Here is a 17702-nt window from a genome sequence, read left to right on the forward strand (position 1 = left end):
TCAGCCTAGCCACGTCCTGCTGCCACCATGCTGTCAGCATGCCGCGCTGCCCGGCTTGCGGCATTGCGAAACAGGTGACCAAACTGATCGCGACCGAGGGCCCAGACCGAGCGGAGGGAACGCAAGGCCAGTGCTATCATCGCCCAACGCAGGTCGCCGGCAACGCAATCGATCGAAATCAGTCGCTCCAGCGCCCAGCTCTGAACGCGCCAGAGCGGCCGGAAATTTCCGGTGTCACAAAGAATCATCATGGACAAATCCCCTTCAGTTGAAGTGTTGTCCCGGGTATAGCCACCGCCTGCTGCCAACATGCTGTCAGCATCGGCGAGGCTGCATCATGAAAAGAGATTGCCCATGAGACGTGCCGACCGGCTGTTTCAGATCATTCAGGTGCTTCGCCGCTCCCGCAAACCGCTGACGGCGGATGCCATCGCGGCCGAGCTGGAGACTTCGAAACGGACCATCTACCGCGACATCGCCACCCTGATCGGACAGCGCGTGCCGATCCGCGGCGAGGCCGGCATGGGCTATATCCTGGAGAAGGGATTCGACCTGCCGCCCTTGATGCTGACGCCCGACGAGATCGAGGCGGCGGTGCTTGGCGCGTCATGGGTGGCAGGACATGCCGATGCCGTGCTCGCCAGAGCCGCCGAAGACCTGATGGCAAAAATCGCCGACACCGTCCCCGAGCGGCTGCGACCCTTCGTGCTCGAACCGGCGAGCCGCGCCCGGCCGGGCTGGCGCAGGGAACCCGACCGCATCGACATGGCGCGGACGCGCGCCCATATCCACGAAGGCAAGAAGATCGCGCTGTGCTATCGCGACGAACAGGGCCGTGACAGCCAACGCACGATCTGGCCGATTGCCATCGGCTATCTCGAGGCGGTGCGGCTATTGGCAGCCTGGTGCGAACTGCGCAAGGATTTTCGCAGTTTTCGAACCGACCGCGTCGTCGACGCGGTCTATCTCGACGAGAAATATCCGGAGCGGCGCGCCTCGCTGCGGGCGAAATGGCGACAGAGCCTGGTCTGGGAACCTCCGAGCGATGCCTGATGCGGATCGCAGGCGCGGACCGGCTGGCCGGTCCCGCCATTCCGCGCTAAACGAAGCCCATGGAACCGCTTCAGCCAGCCGCGGATGGCGAAAACCCCTGCCAGGTCTGCGGCGCATGCTGCGCCTATTCGTCGAACTGGCCGCGCTTCACCACCGAAGACGACGCCGCGCTCGATCTCATTCCGGAAAAATTCGTCAACGAGAAATTATCGGGAATGCGCTGCGACGGCGACCGCTGCTGCGCGCTGTCAGGCAGGATCGGCGTGGCGACCGCGTGCGGAATCTATCAGGTGCGCCCCGAAGTCTGCCGGACCTGCATGCCCGGCGATGTTGAATGCGACATGGCGCGAAAGCGGCACGGCCTGCCGGCGCTGCCGCGGCCCGGCGCTCCGCCGAGCTGAGGCCGTATTTATACGGAGCCGCACCCTATCCGCATTCTTAACGGCTGGCAGCCAACATTCCTGCGGAGCGATTGATGCATTCGGCACGATCGACCAGACGTATCTGCCGTCCATCGGGGACCCTTCCAAATGGCGCTTCGTGAAACCATTGCTGGCTTCCTTGCGGCACAGATGGATTTCATCTTCTTCCTTTACGGGCTTGCATTCATCTTTCTCGGCGCGGTGTGCTTCGCCGTTGCGAGGATACGGGGACCCAAATCCTCCTGGATCCCGCTCGGGCTGTTCGGGTTCGCCCACGGCGCCGGCGAATGGCTGGATCTGAGCGCACTCGTCGTTCCCGACACGGCGGTCTTCGCGCTGGTCCGCACGGCGGTGATGACGGCGTCGTTCCTGTTCCTGTTGGAGTTCGCCCGGCAAAAGGCCATCCGGTTCGGTCTGAAGCCCCTCGAGGGGGCGCCGCTTTATACCGCCTTGATATTGCTGGTCATGCTTGGCGGCATCGTCGGCGGCGTGCCGATGGCGGGCGCCTTTGCGCGATATGGCATCGGATTCTTCGCGGCGATGGCTGCGGCCAGTGTTTTTGCCGCCCATGCCCGGGGACTTTCCGGCACGGCAAAAGGCCTCGCATTGGTCGCGGCCGGAGGATTTGCGCTCTATGCCGCCGCAGCCGGGGTTATCGTTCCGGCAGCGCCATTCTGGCCGGCAAACGTATTCAACCATTCGTGGTTTTTTCAGGTCACCGGAATTCCAATCCAGCTGGTCCGCGGACTGCTGGCCTGTGTGCTGGCGTTGTCGGTCTGGGCGATCTGGGGCCAACTGCAGACCGAGGAGATCTCCTCGGAGCGTTACGCGGCCTATCTGCGCCGGCAGTTCATCGGGACGCTGGCGGCAGTGGTGACGATCCTGGCGTGCGGATGGGTGCTGACCGACTTCCTCGGCGCCGCCTACAGGCGGGACATCCAGGAACACGCGCAGGGCGACATCAACCTGATCGCCAGCCGCTTTGCCGGCGAGACCAACACCGTGAACGGCATGGTGAAGGCGCTGGCGGAGTCTCCTTCCGTATTGCCGTTGCTGACCGGCGGAAGTGGCCAGGACGAGCGGCGCGCGCGGACCGCTCTGGACCTCGGTGTCGAAGCCTCCGGCGCCAGGCTCGGCGCCATCCTGGATATTTCCGGCGCCCTCGTCGCCGCATCCGACCAGATCGACGACGCCGACGCTTCGAAATGGTCCGCTGCGCCCTGGTTCCAGAAGGCCCTCGCCGGGCAGGCCGGCTATCACTTCGCGTTCGATCCCGCGGACCGCGGACGCTATTACTACGCGAGCTATCCGGTTCGCCGTGACGACGGCTCAATCGCCGGCGTCGCTTTCCTTCAGAAGTCCCTCGATCGGCTCGACGCGGATCTGAGGCTGTTCGTGCGCCCCTATTACTTCGTCAATCCCGACGGCATCGTCGTGCTGACCAACCGTCCGGACATGATGCTCCGGGCATTGTGGCCGCTTCCGGCCGAAGCCAGATCGACACTGATCCGGCAATTCGGAACGCTGGACGATCGGGCGGTGGTGGAACGCGAGGTCAAGGACGCGAGCTGGGTTCTGTTCAACGGTGAGCACGATCTGGTTCGCCGCAGCAGCATCGAACATAGCCAATGGTCCGTCATACTGGCGATGCCGAGCGCAAAGATACACGCTGGCCGGATGCTGGGAATCGTCGCCACGCTGCTGATGACGATGATGGTCCTGATCTATTTCTTCGGCAGGGAATACGGCATCCGCGACCGGATCCAGATGAACAAACGGATCGAGTTGCAGGAACTGGCCCAGAATCTCAGGCTCAGGGCGACCACCGATCCGCTCACCGGCCTCTACAATCGCGCGAAGTTCGACGAGTCGCTGGCCAGCGAAGTCGCGCGGTCGCAACGGTACAAGACGCCACTCGCCCTGATCATGTACGACGTCGACCATTTCAAGCAGGTCAACGACGTGCATGGCCACCAGACCGGTGACGACGTACTGGTGCGTCTTTCGGAAATCGTATTCGAATGCATCCGCACCACCGACCTGCTGGCGCGATGGGGTGGAGAGGAATTCGTCATCCTTGCCCCCGGCCTCGACGGCCCGACCGCCTATCAGGCGGCGGAGAAGCTGCGAGCGGCCATCGAACAGGCCACGTTTAGCGTCGTCGGAAAAATTACCTGCAGCTTCGGCGTCACTGAGTTCTCGGAAGGAGATTCCGCAGCAACGCTGGTGGCGCGCGCCGACGGTGCGCTCTACCGGGCAAAGCTGCGCGGCCGCAATCGGACTGAACTGGTGTCACGATCGGATTCGATCAGGGGCGGCCTGGCCTCGGTCGCCTGATCGCCGGCAATCGCTTCGGCTTGCAGCAGCTCGGATGCGCCCGGTTTCAGGCCGTGGCTGCCGGCGGCGGGGCCGGCTCAGACGGTCGCGGCTTCCGCGAAATCCTCTTCGTCCACCTGGTCCTCGATCGGCGAAAACGTGCTCAGCGGTTTGGTCGAGAGCGTGATCGGCTTGCGGCTCGACGATGACGCCGTGGCGCGCGTCGCCTTCGTTTCACGGGACAGCGCATAAAGGGTGGAACCGACGCGTCCGCCCAACTGGATCAGGTCGCGCTCGCTGCAGCTTGCGGCGATCGACAGCGCCAGCGAGTAGAGGTGGCTCCTGCGATAGCAGAACAGCGCCAGCATCGCCCGGACGTCGGAAGAAACGCTCTCGACCAGCCTGGGCAGGCCGTTTTCGTTGGCGCGGTACATTTCGCCGAGCAATTCATCCCGGACCGGGCAGAAATCGTTTTCGTAGGCGTCGCGGCTTGAAAACATTGCAGTTCTCCCTGGCCGCGAAGATGCCGTGCAATCCTCTAACGAAAGGTTAACCACGGTACCCGGTAGTCGCCCGGCGTGCTTGCCAGATCGCCACGAATCAGAACCGCAGCGATGATCTTTTTCTGACGCGCTTGCTTCGCGAACCGGCGTGCCCGGGGAGATCAGCCGTTCGCCGACATGAAAATCGACAGGCCGAAGCCGGTGAGATGATGCAGCGCCTGGTCGACGCCGATCAGCGTCCAGAACCATGGATGCTCGTGCGTCACGCCGAATGTCGAGGTGCAAAGTCCCTTGGCACGGTCGATCGTGATGTGAATCAGAAAGTCGATGATGGCGACGAACCAGAACTTCGGCGCGATGATCAGGATCAGCGTCATCGCAACCGCCAGATGTACGAGACAGTGCGCCAGCAGGGGCAGCGCCCAGCCGGTCTTCTGGTCCTTGCCGATCGCCATCCAGGAGGTCTGCAGTACGAAATCAGCGATGATGTGCTTGACAGTGAGCAGCAGCATCCATCCGACGAGCGCACCAACCGGAACCGACGACGACATTGAAGGAAACAACAAAGCTGACGCCCTTTGCTCGGACTGACGGGAAGAAACAGGAGGCGTTCAGCGCAACTTCTTCTCAAACCCGGACAATTCGACCGGTATTATTTATTTATGACATCTCCCGCGCCGGAATGCACCTGTGGGTAGTTCGAAAAACGCCAGGTGTGGCCCAACCGCGATAGATCGGCGCACCGATTGACGGGTCCGCCGGTAAGATTACCGTGCGGGGCCAGTTTGCAATCCGCCCGGAGCGGGATATCATCCCTAAACTGGAAAATTGTTGTTCTTTTTTAGATATTTACGATCTCGCCCGGGAAACCGCGAAGGCAGCTTAAGGCGGTGAAGCGACCCGGCCCGGATATGTGCCATGAGCGCTGAAGTCCCAACGCCGCCCGCGGCAAGGCCATCCTCGCGTTCGCGGGTTGTCAAAAGCAACCGCAGGCAAGTGCTGCTTTTCGCCGCGCTGACGGTGATCCTGACGGTCGCAACCGTGTGGGGCAGCCGGATCTGGCTGAATTCCGAAACACTGACCTTCGCGGTCGGCGATGCCAACGGCCCCGAGGCCCGGTTTGCCGCCAAGCTCGCCGCCATGCTCAAGAGCACCAACTCGCGGCTGCATCTCAGGATCGTTCACAATCCCGACAACGCCAAGGCGCTTGCGCAGTTCGACCGCAAGCAGGCAGATCTTGCGGTGCTGCGCACCGACGCCAGGGTACCGCCGCGCGCCCGTGCCATCGCGATCCTGGAGCACGACGTGTTGTTGCTGTTCAGCCCCGGCAAGAGAAAAATCAAATCGCTGGCCGAGCTGAAGAAAAAGAAGATTGCCGTTGTCGCTGACGCCGACAGCGGCGCGGCCTTCATCCGCCGCCTGCTCGAAGTTTCCGACGATCCCGACGCCGCTTCGCGGCTGCAACTGGCGCCGCCGAATGCGAGCTACGACAAGTTGCTGGCGCCAGGCGGCTACGGCGCGGTGATCGCCATTGCGCCGGCCTCGAGAATGATGCGGGACAAGAGCTTCGCACAATATGCCAGGCGTGGCGGCTTCACCCTGAACGCGATCAGCGGGTCGAAGGCGCTGGTCAGGAGGAATTCCGGCTTGACGGAGGAGACGCTGGCGGCCGGCGTCCTGTCCTCCTCGCCCCCGGTTCCCGAAGAGGATCTGGAAACGGTCGGGCTGCAGTGGCTCCTGGTGGCGCAATCCAGGCTGTCGACCGCGACCACGGGAAATCTTGCGCGCGCGATCTACGAGAACAAGGCCGAGCTTGCATTGGAGAATGGGTTCGCCTCCAGAATCGAGCCGGCGAGCACCGACAAGGACGCCTTCGTCGTCGCGCATCAGGGCGCCGCGGACTACATCAACGACGACACCAAATCGTTCGTCGACCGCTACAGCGACCTCGCCTATCTGGGCGCCGGAGTGCTCAGCGTCATCGGCTCGCTGTTCATCGCGCTCTACACCAAGGTGACCCGGATTGCGCCGGAGAAAGCCAGTGAGCTGGCAACCGCCATTCTCGATATCGGCGAGCGGATGGAGCATGCCACTTCGATGGAGGCCCTCGACGCGCTGCAGGATGAACTCGAAGCCATCCTCCGCGGCGTGGTGATCGGGCTGCGCGACGGAACCATCTCGAGCGACGGCCTGGAGACCTTCAAGCTCGGCTATCAATTCGTCCGCGACGAGCTCGGCATGCGGCGCGAGAGCCTGAGGCGGCATGCCGGCCATGACGACAATGTGGTGATCGTCAAGACGGCGCAAAGCGCGTAACGGACTGCGAAACTTCAGCCATGTCCTGCCGCGAAAACGCCCCCGGCCTCGGATCCAGCTTCACCCGGCGGTCCACGCCATCGAATGGGGACGCAAAAAAGCCCCGGACGATGCCAGGGCTTTTGATTGCCGAGGTATGGACAGCTCAATACTTGGCGACGACCGGCGTAGCCCAATTGAACTTGTAGTTCACGCCAACCCGAACCAGATCGTCGGTGAGGTGGATGCCGCCTGAACGGTTGGAGAAACCAACCGGCGGCACATCGAAGAATGTGGGATTGCCGAAATCGGCATGCAGGTATTCAAGCTTGGCTGACCAATTCGAGGCGAAAGCCCACTCGACACCGACGCCGGCAGTCCATCCCCAAACGGTCTTGTTCTCGGAAGCAACAACCCCGGGGCCGGTCACCGTAATTCCGACGTCAGCCGCAGCGGCACCTGCCGTTCCGTAGACCAATACGCGATCGAACGCGACGCCTGCCCTGCCCCGCAGGGTATAGAATGCCCGCTCCTTGGTCTCAGAGGTGAAAGCCGTGTTGAAAGGCGGAATATCAGCCGCGCTCCCCGACTTGTTGGTCCAGGAGGCGTCGCCCTCGACGCCCAACACAAAATTCGAAATCTGATAGTTACAGCCCGCGGTGCCACCGACCAAACCGCCACTCAGATCGAAGTTGTTGGTGATGTCGGTGACCACTCCGGCCGTTTGTTCGCTGTGGCGGCTTCTGCCCCAGATGCCGCCGCCTTCAACACCGACGTAGCAACCTGTCCAGCTGTAGACGATGACCGGCGCGACCACCGGGCGGGCCTTGACCGCCATGTCAGCAGCCGAGGCAGCATTCACGAGACCGAGGCTCAGGGCTCCACCGAGGAGCACGATTAATTTGGATTTCATCTGAAATTACCCCCTCAACAGAATTGGACTAGGAAAGAAGAACGCCAACCACCGGCTGAAACAAGTCGAAATGCCGGTTCCGGGTTGAGTCGATCCACATTGCGGGAAGGCTGCGACATTTCTGCAATAGCGACGGCTCGATTCAGCGCGAAATCGAGCCAAATTTCGGGTTCCCCGCGGCACTGTCGGGCAGCGGACATTGAGGCCTGAGGCCCGAATTCTGGTGTCGACGCTGGAATCGCCCCCGTCCTCCGGCAGACGAAAATCAGCCCGCCGCCGCGTCGGCGCCGGCCGAAAGCGCCTGCGCCCTGATCTCCGCGATGGTGCGTTTGAGCGCGACCTGCCGCGGATCGGGCATCGCCGCCGCGCGGGCTTCCGCCACGGCGCCGGCCAGATCCCTCAGCGGCAGCACGCCGTCGAAGGTTGGCTTGGCGAGGCCATCGATGATCGCATGCCAATCGGCGAGACCCTGGCGGTAGGCGTCGCCGTACCCCTGTACCATGGTCGCGGTCTGAACGATCTCGGCTGCGGCGTTGGGCTGCTTGGTCAGGCTGCGGTCGATCATATGCAGCCAGCGCTCGACCCACATCCGTTCCCTGGCATAGCGTACCGAGAACCGGCGCCATCGCCGCAGCGACGCCTCGATCTTGAGACGGCGAACGCTCCAACGGTTCTTCGTGCTGAAGCGGATCGAGATCCGCTTGCGCACCCATCCCAGGCGTTCAAGAACATCAAGAACCGGCTCGGCGACCGCCGCGGGCAGTGCCTCGACCAGTTCATCGAGCCGGAATTTCCTGACGTCGTCGGACGAGGGCGCGCGCTGGCCGCCGGCGCCGGCGCCGGTCTCCAATTCGGCAAGCTTCAGCTGCGCGATCCGGATCGGATCCTCATAGCTCATGCGCATGGCCATCAGCCGCGCGATTTCAGCGAACATCGCGTCGTCCACGCCCGGCTTGCCGATGAAGCGCCGCAACCGGTCCACATAAAGTTTGGCGTAGGCGGCGCCCTGATAGTCGATCAGGCGGTGAATGCCGTCGCTGACGAGCGTTGCCGCGCCCTCCGGCAAACCGCCCGGCAAGAATGGCGGCTCGTCGTCGTCCTCGCCGATGAAGTCGGCGAGGAGGTAACGGAGCGAGGAAAGGACGCTTGCCATTCCAACCTTCAAGCCGGCTTTGGGGCAGCGGAGGCTGCCGTCTGCTGCGCCAGCCGCTGCTCCAGCTTGTCGATGTTCTCGAACAGCCGGGCGCTGGCGAGACGGAGAAAATAGAAGCCGAAGGCCGGATTCTGCACGTAGAGTTCCTCGACCTTGGTGTAGCTGACGCTCAGGATCGTGCCGGCCTCGACGCATTCCAGCGTCTGGGTCCGCATGTTCGACGGCGACAGCATGCCGAGTTCGCCGACGATGGCGCCGACCGGCAGTTCGATGCCGGACTCCACCAGCTTGAACCGGCCGCTGACGATGTAGAGCATGTCCTCGGCCTTTTCGTCCTTGTAGAACAGCACTTCCCCGGCTGCGCATTTGCGCTCGGTCATGAACGGCTTCAGCCACTCCATCGACAGGTCGCTGTTGACCGATTTCTTGACGTCGCGCACCAGCTGCAGCATCTGGTGCAGGCGATACGAATTGAGCACCAGCACCAGCGCCTGCACCACGATGATCAGATAATTGCGGGTCGGGATCGCGGTCCCGATCAGGACGAGATTGGTGCAGATGCCGAGCACCCTCAGGGGGATCATGGTCCGCATCGTGGTGGTCGCGATGACGAAAACCGACGCGAACACAGCGCCTACCGTGCCGGCGTGTTCTGCGAGATGTGAGGTATCCATTGGAAGCCAACCAGCTTTTTAAGGAGTGAATGTTTCTAGGGATCGTCTTCGACGCGCACCCGTCATCGTAATGTCGGCAGGGAGCTTTTGATATACGGAGAAAAGGCGACGTTTGGTTCGGGATTTTGGCCGATCGGCGGCCCGTAAGGCTAAAAAACCGGATTCCGGCCAAATCGGGCGGCACAGATTGCGTAGGGTGGGCAAAGCGCAAGCGTGCCCACCAATGCAGCTAGCCGTGATTTTTGGTGGGCACGGCGCAAGGGCGCCTTTGCCCACCCTACGAATTGGAATTTCAAACAGCAGATACAGTTCCGCGTTCTCGCGGCGCTGGTCGCCCGAGGTTTGCCCAGAGAAGTTTCACGCCCTGGAATCAGAGGGCGCGGGGAATGCCGGATGCGCGCTGCACCCGCGGTCTCGCGTGCAATTTTTATTGGGAAGAACGCACACGAGCATACAGGTTCAGCGGAGAACATCCGACATTCCCTGCGCAATGGCTTTACGGCTTATATCGCGCTCACCCCGGAGTAGCGGGCTTTCTAGTCTCCGTCGCCTTGCGGAAACCGGCGCCTCGGCCCGGTTGGGCTTTCAGCACCTCCGCAAGACTTGACGCCAGCGTCGAGGCGTCGGATCCACACGACTTTGCCGTACGCGACCACCCGTCTACGCCAAAAGGCTTCGCCGGGCCAAACGTCGTTCGTCAGCACGCCGTCCGGTCGCTCACGGAGTTGATCCCGCCCTGCCACCACCTGCGCGCCCGACGCTGCCGCGTCCACCGCATCCCCACCCAACGTCCGTGACGATCATGATACGCCCCTCTGAGAGGGCCGGGATGGCAAGAAATATGAGGGTGATTTGGGGGAGGCGTCAAGAGAAACTTCTGAAAATCAGAAATTTTGGGGCGGCCGGCCCCGGCAGGCTCACGCCACCGCGCTGTCGTTGATCGCCTGAATTTTCGTGAACAGCCGCGTTACCTTTTCCGCATCAAAGAGTTGATCGGGGCCGGTGGGGGCAATGTCCGTGAAGGGCGCCTCGTACAGCAACGCCGGATCGATCACGCCCTGATCGGTCAGATGCTCGATCACCATATTGATGAACTCGATCTGCGCCGCCGACGCTACCCCCGCCGCCAAAAACTCGCTGAAGGCCTCGCTGACTGCGGCGCGGTCGAGCCCGATGAGAGAGCGGACGAAGCGTCCAAAACCCTGGCTGGTCGCGCGCGCCCGTTCGATATCGCCGGCCTCGCCGATGCCAGCGTCGAGCAGCATCCTTTCGAGTTCGCCGAGGTCGGTTGGCGTCAGCGGTTTGCCCTGCCGCAGCTTGTGCAGCACGATGTGATCCTCGTGCGCCTTGAGGAAATGCCGCGCTTTCTGCTTGAATCGCGCGAAGTCGGCCTCACCGACCTGCGGCAGCACATGTTCGACGCCATCGCCGATCTCGTCGGCAAAGTTCGAATAGACCACGCCCTTTCGCGACTTCTCGATATGCTGGACCAGATCGCGCAAGCGCAGCCGCACCAGTTCGAGCAGCGGCACGGTGACGCCTTCCCACCATTGGTCGGTCTGGATCTCCTCGATCAGCACCGCCTGATGCGCGATCGCGGGAATGCCGGTCTGGTCTTCCAACGCCGAGGCGATCTCTAGCAGTTGCTTTTTCAGAGTATCGAAGCGCTTCGAGCCTTTCAGCAAGGACAGCTGCAGTGAGAACATCAGCAGATCGAAACGCTTTGCCTCCTCAGTACCGAAGCCGCGCTCCGAAGGCAGCGGCGCTATCTCATCGACCAGTTCCTTGCGCTTGTCGTCGTCGATCGGAACCCATGCCTTCGGCTCGCGATACTTCTCGACGGCGCGGCGATGCTGGCGCACCAGAAAATTATCGGTGTTGAGACCGGTGACGGTGTCCTGCAGCGTCTTCAATGCGCCCTCGCGGATCACGGCCTCGCTCGGCGGCGGCTCACCACCCGCCGCATAAGGCGTTTGCGTCCCGGCGGACAGACCGTCCGGCTTGCCGACCTTCTCATCCAGCGCCCGCACCAAATCGATTCTTGAGGCGAACAAGCGTTCCGACAGCGATTTCGCGGTGCCCGCCTCCTTCAGTTCCGGATTGGCGCCGAAGAATTCGAGGTTCTGGCAATAGTCGAAGACGCGGAAGAATTCCTTGTCCTGCCCCGGGCCGAACAAGTCGGCGCAGAGCCGCGTGCCGCGGCCCATCATCTGCCAGAACTTCGTCTTCGAACGAATCTGCTTGAAGAAGACGAGATTTACCACTTCGGGGACGTCGATGCCGGTGTCGAGCATATCAACGGAGATGGCAATGTGCGGCGCCTTGGTCTTCTTCGAGAAATCATCGATCAGCGTCTGTGCATACGCACCCGTTTGATGGGTGATGACCCGCGCGAAATGTCCTGATAGCGCCGGGTATGCTGCGTTGAAGCGCTTTTCGATGAACAGCGCATGGTCCTGGTTCTTGGCAAAGATGATGGTCTTGCCGAGCCGGTCGCCGCCCTCGACCTTGATGCCGTTCTGCATCAGATAGGCAATGACGCGATCGACGGTATCTTCGTTGAACAGCCGCTTGTTGACCTCGGCGGCCTCGACGCTGTCGGGGATTTCATCCTCGCCCCATTCCAGCATGTCCCACTGGTCTTTTTCTTCCTCGCTGAGGTCGGCGTAGCGCAGGCCGGAGCGCACGATCTTGAGCGGCACCGAGATCGCCTTCGGCGGCACCAGCCAGCCGTCGGCCACCGCTTCGTCGAGCGAATAGGCGTCGGTCGGCACGCCATCCTCGAGGTCGAACAGCGAATAGGTATTCTTGTCGATCTCGTCCTTCGGCGTCGCGGTCAGCCCAACGAGGAAGCTGTCGAAATATTCGAAGATGGCGCGGAAGCGCTGATAGACCGAGCGGTGCGCCTCATCGATCACGATCAGATCGAAATGGCCGGGTCCGAACTTGGCCTTGCCCTCCTGCTTGCCGTCGATCAGGTTCATCATGGTCGGATAGGTCGACAGAAACACCCGGCCTTCCCCAGTGCGCTCGGTGACGAGATTGACCGGGGCGGCATCCGGCAGATGCGCCTTGAAGGCGTCGGCGGCCTGGTTCACCAGCGCGACGCGATCGGCCAGAAACAGCACGCGCTTGACCCAGCCGGCCCGCATCAGGAGATCGACCAGCGCGATCACGGTACGGGTCTTGCCGGAGCCGGTCGCCATCACCAGCAGCGCCTTGCGCTCGCCGTCCTGCTCGAAACTGCGCGCGACGTTGCGGATCGCCCGGTGCTGATAGGGTCGCTCGACAATCTTGCGGTTGACGGCTTCCGTGCCCAGTTTCTTCCGGGTGGTGCGCCGCTGGATCAAAAGCTCCAGCTCGTCGCGCTTGTAGAAGCCGCCGATCTGGCGCGGCGGATAACGCGTATCGTCCCAGATCCAGTGCTCGTAGCCGTTGGAATAGAAGATCACCGGGCGCTGGCCGAAGCGCATCTCCAGGCAATCGGCGTAGAGCTTGGCCTGCTGCTGGCCCTGCCGCGCATCCTTGCGGGTGCGCTTGGCTTCCACCAGCCCGAGCGGCTTGCCGTCCGCGCCCCACAGCACGTAATCGACGAAGCCGATGCCCTCGTTGTTGGGCATGCCTTCGACGCGGAATTCGAGGTCGTCGGGCTTGTCGAGCGCCCAGCCGGCCTCGCGCAGCAACAGGTCGATATAGCGGTCGCGGGTCTCGGCCTCGTTGTAGTTGTGCCGGTCCGGCTGCGCTTCGCTGGCCTTGCGCGCGGCAGCAACTGCTTCGCGCAGCTTTTTCAGTTCCTCGCCGAGATTCTGCTTGTCGGTGAGTAGCCTGGTCAGTTCGCCATTCCTGGCATCGAGTTCGGCCTGTTGCGCCTTGAGCTGGACGAAAGCCTTCTTCAGCACCTCGTCGCGGCGCGAAAGGGCCGAGGCATCGAAGGCGAGACCGTCGGCCGGTTTTGCCTTGCGCGCATAGGTGCGGGCGAGCCAGAAACAGACGTGAAACAGCTCTTTCACCGCGCCGGTGGCATCGCCGGGGCTGATGGTCCTTTCCTCGTGCACCGCACGATTACGCAGCGTGTTGATGTATCTCGCCTTGGCGAACACCGCCTCGCCCGCCGCGCTGCGAAAGCTCGGCTCATGCAGCAGGGCGGAAATGTTGTCCTGATAGGGCAGCTTGAGATTGGGATCGCTGCGGAACGCCCATTTCACCGCGACCTCGACCGCCTTGCCGGCGAAGAAGGCCGCCGCCGTCGGCGACACGCCGGCCTGACGCTCCGCCTCCACCGCCGCCTCGTGCACGGCGGGGAATTCGGCAGCAAGGAAGGCGAAGTTGGACATCGCAGGGTTTTTCCGGTCAGGCTGCGTCGGCGACCGCGCGGACTTGCAGACGAACGCCCGCCTCCTCCTGCAGGATTCCGATGACGCCGAGCAGGTTCTCGGCCGTGGGATTGCCCGATGGCCCGAACATGCGCATCAGGCTTTTCGGCGACCGGCCAAGTGCTTTGCCGAGTTTTTCGAGGCCGATGGTGGCATTGATGCAGGAACGTAGTGCCGTGCGGCCTCCTTCCGCGTTGCGGTCAAGCAGCGTCTGCACGGCTTCGACAAGCAAAGCCTGCCTGAATTTGACGTCGCGGCGCGCCCGCGCCCTCACCGTCTCGCGAAAGCTTCTCGTCAGGAGCATTGCTTGCACTTTTTCGATCCAGATCGGCGGTTCATCGCGGTAGCATACCGCAACCCCCGGGCGATACCACCCGCCCCTCGCACTTGCGATGTGGGTCATAGTGTGGTACATTGCCTCATCTGGAGTTGAGGCATGATCGTTAGCTTCCGGGATGACTGGTTTCGGGAGTTCTTCGTCAACGACGTCAGGTCGAAGAAAATCCCGTCCGATCTGGAAGATCGCCTGTTCCGCAAGATCCAGATGATCGACGATGCGACAACGGACCGCGATCTGAGATCGCCGCCCAGCAACCATTTCGAGAAGCTGCGGGGCAATCTCGAAGGCCTCCACTCGATCCGCGTCAATAAGCGATGGCGGCTGGTGTTTCGATGGGACAGCAGTCGGGGCGAGGCGAAAGATTTATATCTGGACGACCACAGCTACGATTGAGGCAAGCCATGTTGATGACGAAACGCAAGCCGGCGACAACAGGCGAAATCCTGGTCGAGGAATTCATGAAGCCGATCGGCCTGACGCAAGGCGCGCTGGCCGAAGCCATGGGCGTGCAGCGCAAGCACGTCAATGAGCTGTGCAACGATCGCCGCAACGTGACCGCGGCGACCGCGCTGATTCTCGCCCGCGTGTTCGGCAACAGCCCGGATTTCTGGCTCAATGTGCAGCGGCGGACCGATTTGTGGGAAGCGATGCATTCGCCGCGGGAGCGCAAACGTATTGAACGGGCGCGACCGTTGACGGATGCGGCGTGAGGCCTGCCCGACTCGTGCACGACGGGAATTCAGCCCGCGAGGTCAGAGATGGGCTGCCCGGTTAGACTTGGCCGGAGAAGGCGCGCGATTGAAGGGAGGAGAAAAGGAACTCCGTGTCTGCCATTTGTTTCTTAAGCAGCACAACCTGCTTCTCGATTTTCTTCGCGATAAGCTCGAACAACTCTTGTTCACGCAATCTGACTTGGGGCACTTCAATACCGCCAAGCCTTTCCTGATTAATATTCGTAATGGCCACCTGACCGGCACTTGCAATCAGCCGTGACCTCACTTCTGGTAGTCGTAAATAGTGAACCAAAAAGTGTGGTCGAAAAGTAACCTTCTGAAGTCTAGGTCGCGCACGAATAATGAAACCGCAATGCGTCATAGGCTCTTTTGAGCCTGGAAACAGCGACGCCCATCCGACACCCTCCCTCTTCACCGATGATCTTACGAATAGAAGGTCCCCCTCTGATAAGATCATGTCATTTCGTATATTCAGATCGACCCGATATAAATTGCCAATAGATGCGAATATATCATCCGTGTACATATTCAGAACGTCGACGACCGGCATACCGCGCCCTCTATCGCCAGACGAGAAATTCACACCATTCTTAAAGTCGAATATTTCACCTAACGAGATTTTCTTATTGGAAGCGCTCTCCTTTAGGGCATCTCCAAACATCTCTGCAAAAATCGACTGAGTAAGCTTTTTGAGCAGGCCTAGAGCGCGTTTGCGCTTGCGCCTCAGCACATCCGCCTTGTCCAGAACCGCCGCAATCCGTCGTTGCTCGTCGAGGGGCGGGAGTGGAATCGGCGTTGCCGCAATTTCGCCGGAGCGAATTCTTGGCAGTTGACCCGGAGCTGATCTAATCGGCGCGGTCTTAAGAAACTCGGCGCTTCGGAGGAATCGAGCGACATAGTTACGATCAACTCCGGGTCGAACCACGAATACGTACTGATCGACCGAGCAGATCCCGTCAAATTCGGCGATCCAAACTTTGTTAAGATACGGACGAAGGTATCCGTAAACGATATCGCCAGCGCGGAAGCGAGCACGGCGACCTGTCATCTCATTTAAATTAATGCGTTCCGAGCCAATTCGGACACCCGTGTCCCTCTCGATGTGCTCCAAACCCACAAAGATAGAAGACCCTGTCGGATTGTCCTCTGGATGCACAATATCATTCCTGAAATCGAGCAGGTCGCCTAACGGACAAGTTCGATCAAGCCGGGGACCCATGTTTACTTCGATATTCAAGCCAACATCCCCTCCAACTGATCCAACCCCTCGGCAATCTCCCGCTCCAGCGCCTTTAATTCTGTAATAATCTCCTTCGGCGGCCTGTGCTCGGTGGCATCGTGGACGACTTCCTTGTAGTGGTTAATCGAGAGGTCATAACCGGCCGCCGCGATCTCGGCCTTCGGCACGCAGAAGCTTTGCGCGGTGCGGGGGCGCTTGCGTTCGGTGCCGCCACGTTGTTTCCAGCGCGCCGCGATGTCGGGAAGGTTGTTCCTGGCGTGCTCATCATCGCTGAGCTTCGCCCGCGGCCCGATTTTCTCCGCCGGCAGCAGCGGGTTGCGCTTGTCGTCCAGCGAGAACCCATCCGCCTGGCAGTCGTAGAACCAGACCTGATCGGTGCCGCCGGAATTGGTCTTGGTGAACAGCACGATCGCGGTGGAGACGCCGGCGTAGGGCCGAAACACGCCGGAGGGCAGCTTGACGATGCCGTCGAGCCGGTGGTCTTCCACCAGCATGCGGCGGATTTCTTTATGCGCGGTGGAGGAGCCGAACAGCACGCCATCCGGCACGATCACGGCAGCACGGCCGCCGGGTTTCAGCAGCTTGAGGAACAGCGCCATGAACAGAAGTTCGGTCTTCTTGGTCTTGACCACCGCGAGCAGGTCCTTCGCGGTAGTCTCGTAATCGAGCGAGCCGGCGAATGGCGGATTGGCGAGCACGAGGCTGTAGCGGTCGGAATCGCCGGCATGTTCCTGCGCCAGCGAATCCTTGTAACGGATATCAGGGTTGTCGACGCCGTGCAGCGTCATGTTCATCGAGCCGATCCGCAGCATGGTGCCGTCGAAATCGAAGCCGTGGAACATCTCCTCGTGGAAATGATGGCGCGACGCCTTTTCCTGAAACAGCTTCGGGTGATTTTCCCGCAGATATTCGCCTGCCGCGACCAGGAAGCCGCAGGTGCCGCAGGCGGGATCGCAGATCACGTCCTTCGGCCCCGGCGCCATCATCTCGACCATCAGCGCGATGATGTGGCGCGGGGTGCGGAATTGGCCGTTCTGCCCGGCGCTGGCGATCTTCGACAGCATGTATTCGTAGAGGTCGCCCTTGGTGTCGCGATCCTCCATCGGGATTTCGGCGAGCAGATCGACGACCTTCGCGAGCAGCGCCGGGGTCGGAATGGTGAAGCGGGCGCCCTTCATGTGGGTGGCGTGGGCGGTGTCGGCCTCGGCCATGTTGCGCAGGAACGGGAAGACGTGTTCGGAGACGATCTCGAACATCGTCGCCGGGTCCTTGTTCTTCAGTCGCGACCAGCGCATCTCCTCATAGGCGATGCCGCCGCCCTTGCCGATCTTGTCCTTACCCGTTGGGAAGATGCGACGTTCGAGCGGTTTCTTGAGACGGTTGGCCTTGTTTTCTTCGAGCGTATGCGCGTCGTCGAGCCCGCGCATGAACAGCAGGTAGGTGATCTGCTCGATCACCTCGAGCGGGTTGGCGATGCCGCCCGCCCAGAACGCGTTCCAGACGCCATCGATCTTGGAGCGAAGTTCACCGGTCAGCATGCAGCCCTCGATTGGATGTGTCGGGAGTTGCAATAGCAAAGGTTTGGGGGAAGACGAAGCATTCCGGCGACCGTATCCGCCTCTCATTGGAGGTAAAGGACGCAGAGACGTGGATGGCCGGGCATAGGCGAGCGGAAGCGACGCCGCC

16 protein-coding genes are annotated in these 17702 nt (G+C 61.6%); 6 read left to right on the plus strand and 10 right to left on the minus strand.

Annotated features, from left to right (window positions below; genetic code table 11):
• Positions 1 to 5: 5 nt before the first annotated feature.
• Positions 6 to 311: a hypothetical protein gene (locus KMZ29_RS24375; protein WP_215621567.1), complete on the minus strand. Its 306-nt coding sequence runs from the start codon at positions 309 to 311 to the stop codon at positions 6 to 8.
• Positions 312 to 354: 43 nt separating this feature from the next.
• On the opposite strand from KMZ29_RS24375, the gene KMZ29_RS24380 reads away from it, so the two are divergent.
• The 3 genes from KMZ29_RS24380 to KMZ29_RS24390 all read left to right on the plus strand — a co-directional run bounded on the left by KMZ29_RS24380 (position 355) and on the right by KMZ29_RS24390 (position 3812).
• On the plus strand, positions 355 to 1053 hold the full coding sequence (locus KMZ29_RS24380; RefSeq protein WP_215603767.1) for a helix-turn-helix transcriptional regulator: 699 nt from the start codon (positions 355 to 357) through the stop codon (positions 1051 to 1053).
• Between the two features lie 59 nt (positions 1054 to 1112).
• Entirely contained in the window at positions 1113 to 1454 is a 342-nt protein-coding gene (locus tag KMZ29_RS24385; protein ID WP_215621568.1) for a YkgJ family cysteine cluster protein, read from the plus strand.
• 129 nt (positions 1455 to 1583) lie between these two features.
• Positions 1584 to 3812, plus strand: a complete 2229-nt coding sequence (locus KMZ29_RS24390; RefSeq protein ID WP_249779781.1) for a sensor domain-containing diguanylate cyclase — start codon at positions 1584 to 1586, stop codon at positions 3810 to 3812.
• A 77-nt stretch (positions 3813 to 3889) separates the two neighbouring features.
• On the opposite strand, the gene KMZ29_RS24395 is transcribed toward KMZ29_RS24390, so the two are convergent.
• Positions 3890 to 4291, minus strand: a complete 402-nt coding sequence (locus KMZ29_RS24395) for a hypothetical protein (protein ID WP_215603770.1) — start codon at positions 4289 to 4291, stop codon at positions 3890 to 3892.
• A gap of 164 nt (positions 4292 to 4455) precedes the next feature.
• Entirely contained in the window at positions 4456 to 4806 is a 351-nt protein-coding gene (locus KMZ29_RS24400; protein WP_215621569.1) for a DUF3307 domain-containing protein, read from the minus strand.
• A 406-nt stretch (positions 4807 to 5212) separates the two neighbouring features.
• On the opposite strand from KMZ29_RS24400, the gene KMZ29_RS24405 reads away from it, so the two are divergent.
• Complete coding sequence (locus KMZ29_RS24405; protein ID WP_215621570.1) at positions 5213 to 6610, plus strand: TAXI family TRAP transporter solute-binding subunit; 1398 nt, start codon at positions 5213 to 5215, stop codon at positions 6608 to 6610.
• 145 nt (positions 6611 to 6755) lie between these two features.
• On the opposite strand, the gene KMZ29_RS24410 is transcribed toward KMZ29_RS24405, so the two are convergent.
• The 5 genes from KMZ29_RS24410 to KMZ29_RS24430 form a co-directional block, all read right to left on the minus strand.
• On the minus strand, positions 6756 to 7502 hold the full coding sequence (locus KMZ29_RS24410) for an outer membrane protein (protein WP_215621571.1): 747 nt from the start codon (positions 7500 to 7502) through the stop codon (positions 6756 to 6758).
• Positions 7503 to 7767: 265 nt separating this feature from the next.
• Positions 7768 to 8655, minus strand: coding sequence for a DUF6537 domain-containing protein (locus KMZ29_RS24415; protein WP_215621572.1), 888 nt, complete (start codon positions 8653 to 8655; stop codon positions 7768 to 7770).
• Positions 8656 to 8663: 8 nt separating this feature from the next.
• Positions 8664 to 9329, minus strand: coding sequence for a Crp/Fnr family transcriptional regulator (locus KMZ29_RS24420; RefSeq protein WP_215603774.1), 666 nt, complete (start codon positions 9327 to 9329; stop codon positions 8664 to 8666).
• Positions 9330 to 10246: 917 nt separating this feature from the next.
• The gene (locus KMZ29_RS24425; RefSeq protein WP_215621573.1) at positions 10247 to 13663 is read right to left on the minus strand and encodes a DEAD/DEAH box helicase family protein; all 3417 of its coding nucleotides are present in this window, start codon (positions 13661 to 13663) and stop codon (positions 10247 to 10249) included.
• A 16-nt stretch (positions 13664 to 13679) separates the two neighbouring features.
• Positions 13680 to 14015 carry a transcriptional regulator gene (locus KMZ29_RS24430; protein ID WP_369810047.1) on the minus strand — a complete coding sequence of 112 codons (336 nt, stop codon included), beginning with the start codon at positions 14013 to 14015 and terminating at the stop codon, positions 13680 to 13682.
• A gap of 123 nt (positions 14016 to 14138) precedes the next feature.
• Between KMZ29_RS24430 and KMZ29_RS24435 the strand changes: the two genes are divergently transcribed.
• Positions 14139 to 14435 (plus strand): type II toxin-antitoxin system RelE/ParE family toxin, encoded by a 297-nt coding sequence (locus KMZ29_RS24435; RefSeq protein ID WP_215621574.1) that lies wholly within the window; start codon positions 14139 to 14141, stop codon positions 14433 to 14435.
• A gap of 8 nt (positions 14436 to 14443) precedes the next feature.
• The gene (locus KMZ29_RS24440; RefSeq protein ID WP_215621575.1) at positions 14444 to 14752 is read left to right on the plus strand and encodes a HigA family addiction module antitoxin; all 309 of its coding nucleotides are present in this window, start codon (positions 14444 to 14446) and stop codon (positions 14750 to 14752) included.
• A gap of 61 nt (positions 14753 to 14813) precedes the next feature.
• Here KMZ29_RS24440 and KMZ29_RS24445 read toward each other — a convergent pair whose 3' ends face one another.
• Together KMZ29_RS24445 and KMZ29_RS24450 are read right to left on the minus strand one after the other, a co-directional pair.
• Positions 14814 to 16013, minus strand: a complete 1200-nt coding sequence (locus KMZ29_RS24445) for a restriction endonuclease subunit S (protein WP_215621576.1) — start codon at positions 16011 to 16013, stop codon at positions 14814 to 14816.
• Positions 16010 to 17554, minus strand: a complete 1545-nt coding sequence (locus KMZ29_RS24450) for a type I restriction-modification system subunit M (RefSeq protein WP_215621577.1) — start codon at positions 17552 to 17554, stop codon at positions 16010 to 16012. Before KMZ29_RS24450 ends, KMZ29_RS24445 begins: the two co-directional genes overlap by 4 nt.
• Positions 17555 to 17702: the final 148 nt, after the last annotated feature.

This window comes from Bradyrhizobium sediminis, assembly GCF_018736085.1.
GTDB classification, from domain to species: Bacteria; Pseudomonadota; Alphaproteobacteria; order Rhizobiales; family Xanthobacteraceae; genus Bradyrhizobium; species Bradyrhizobium sediminis.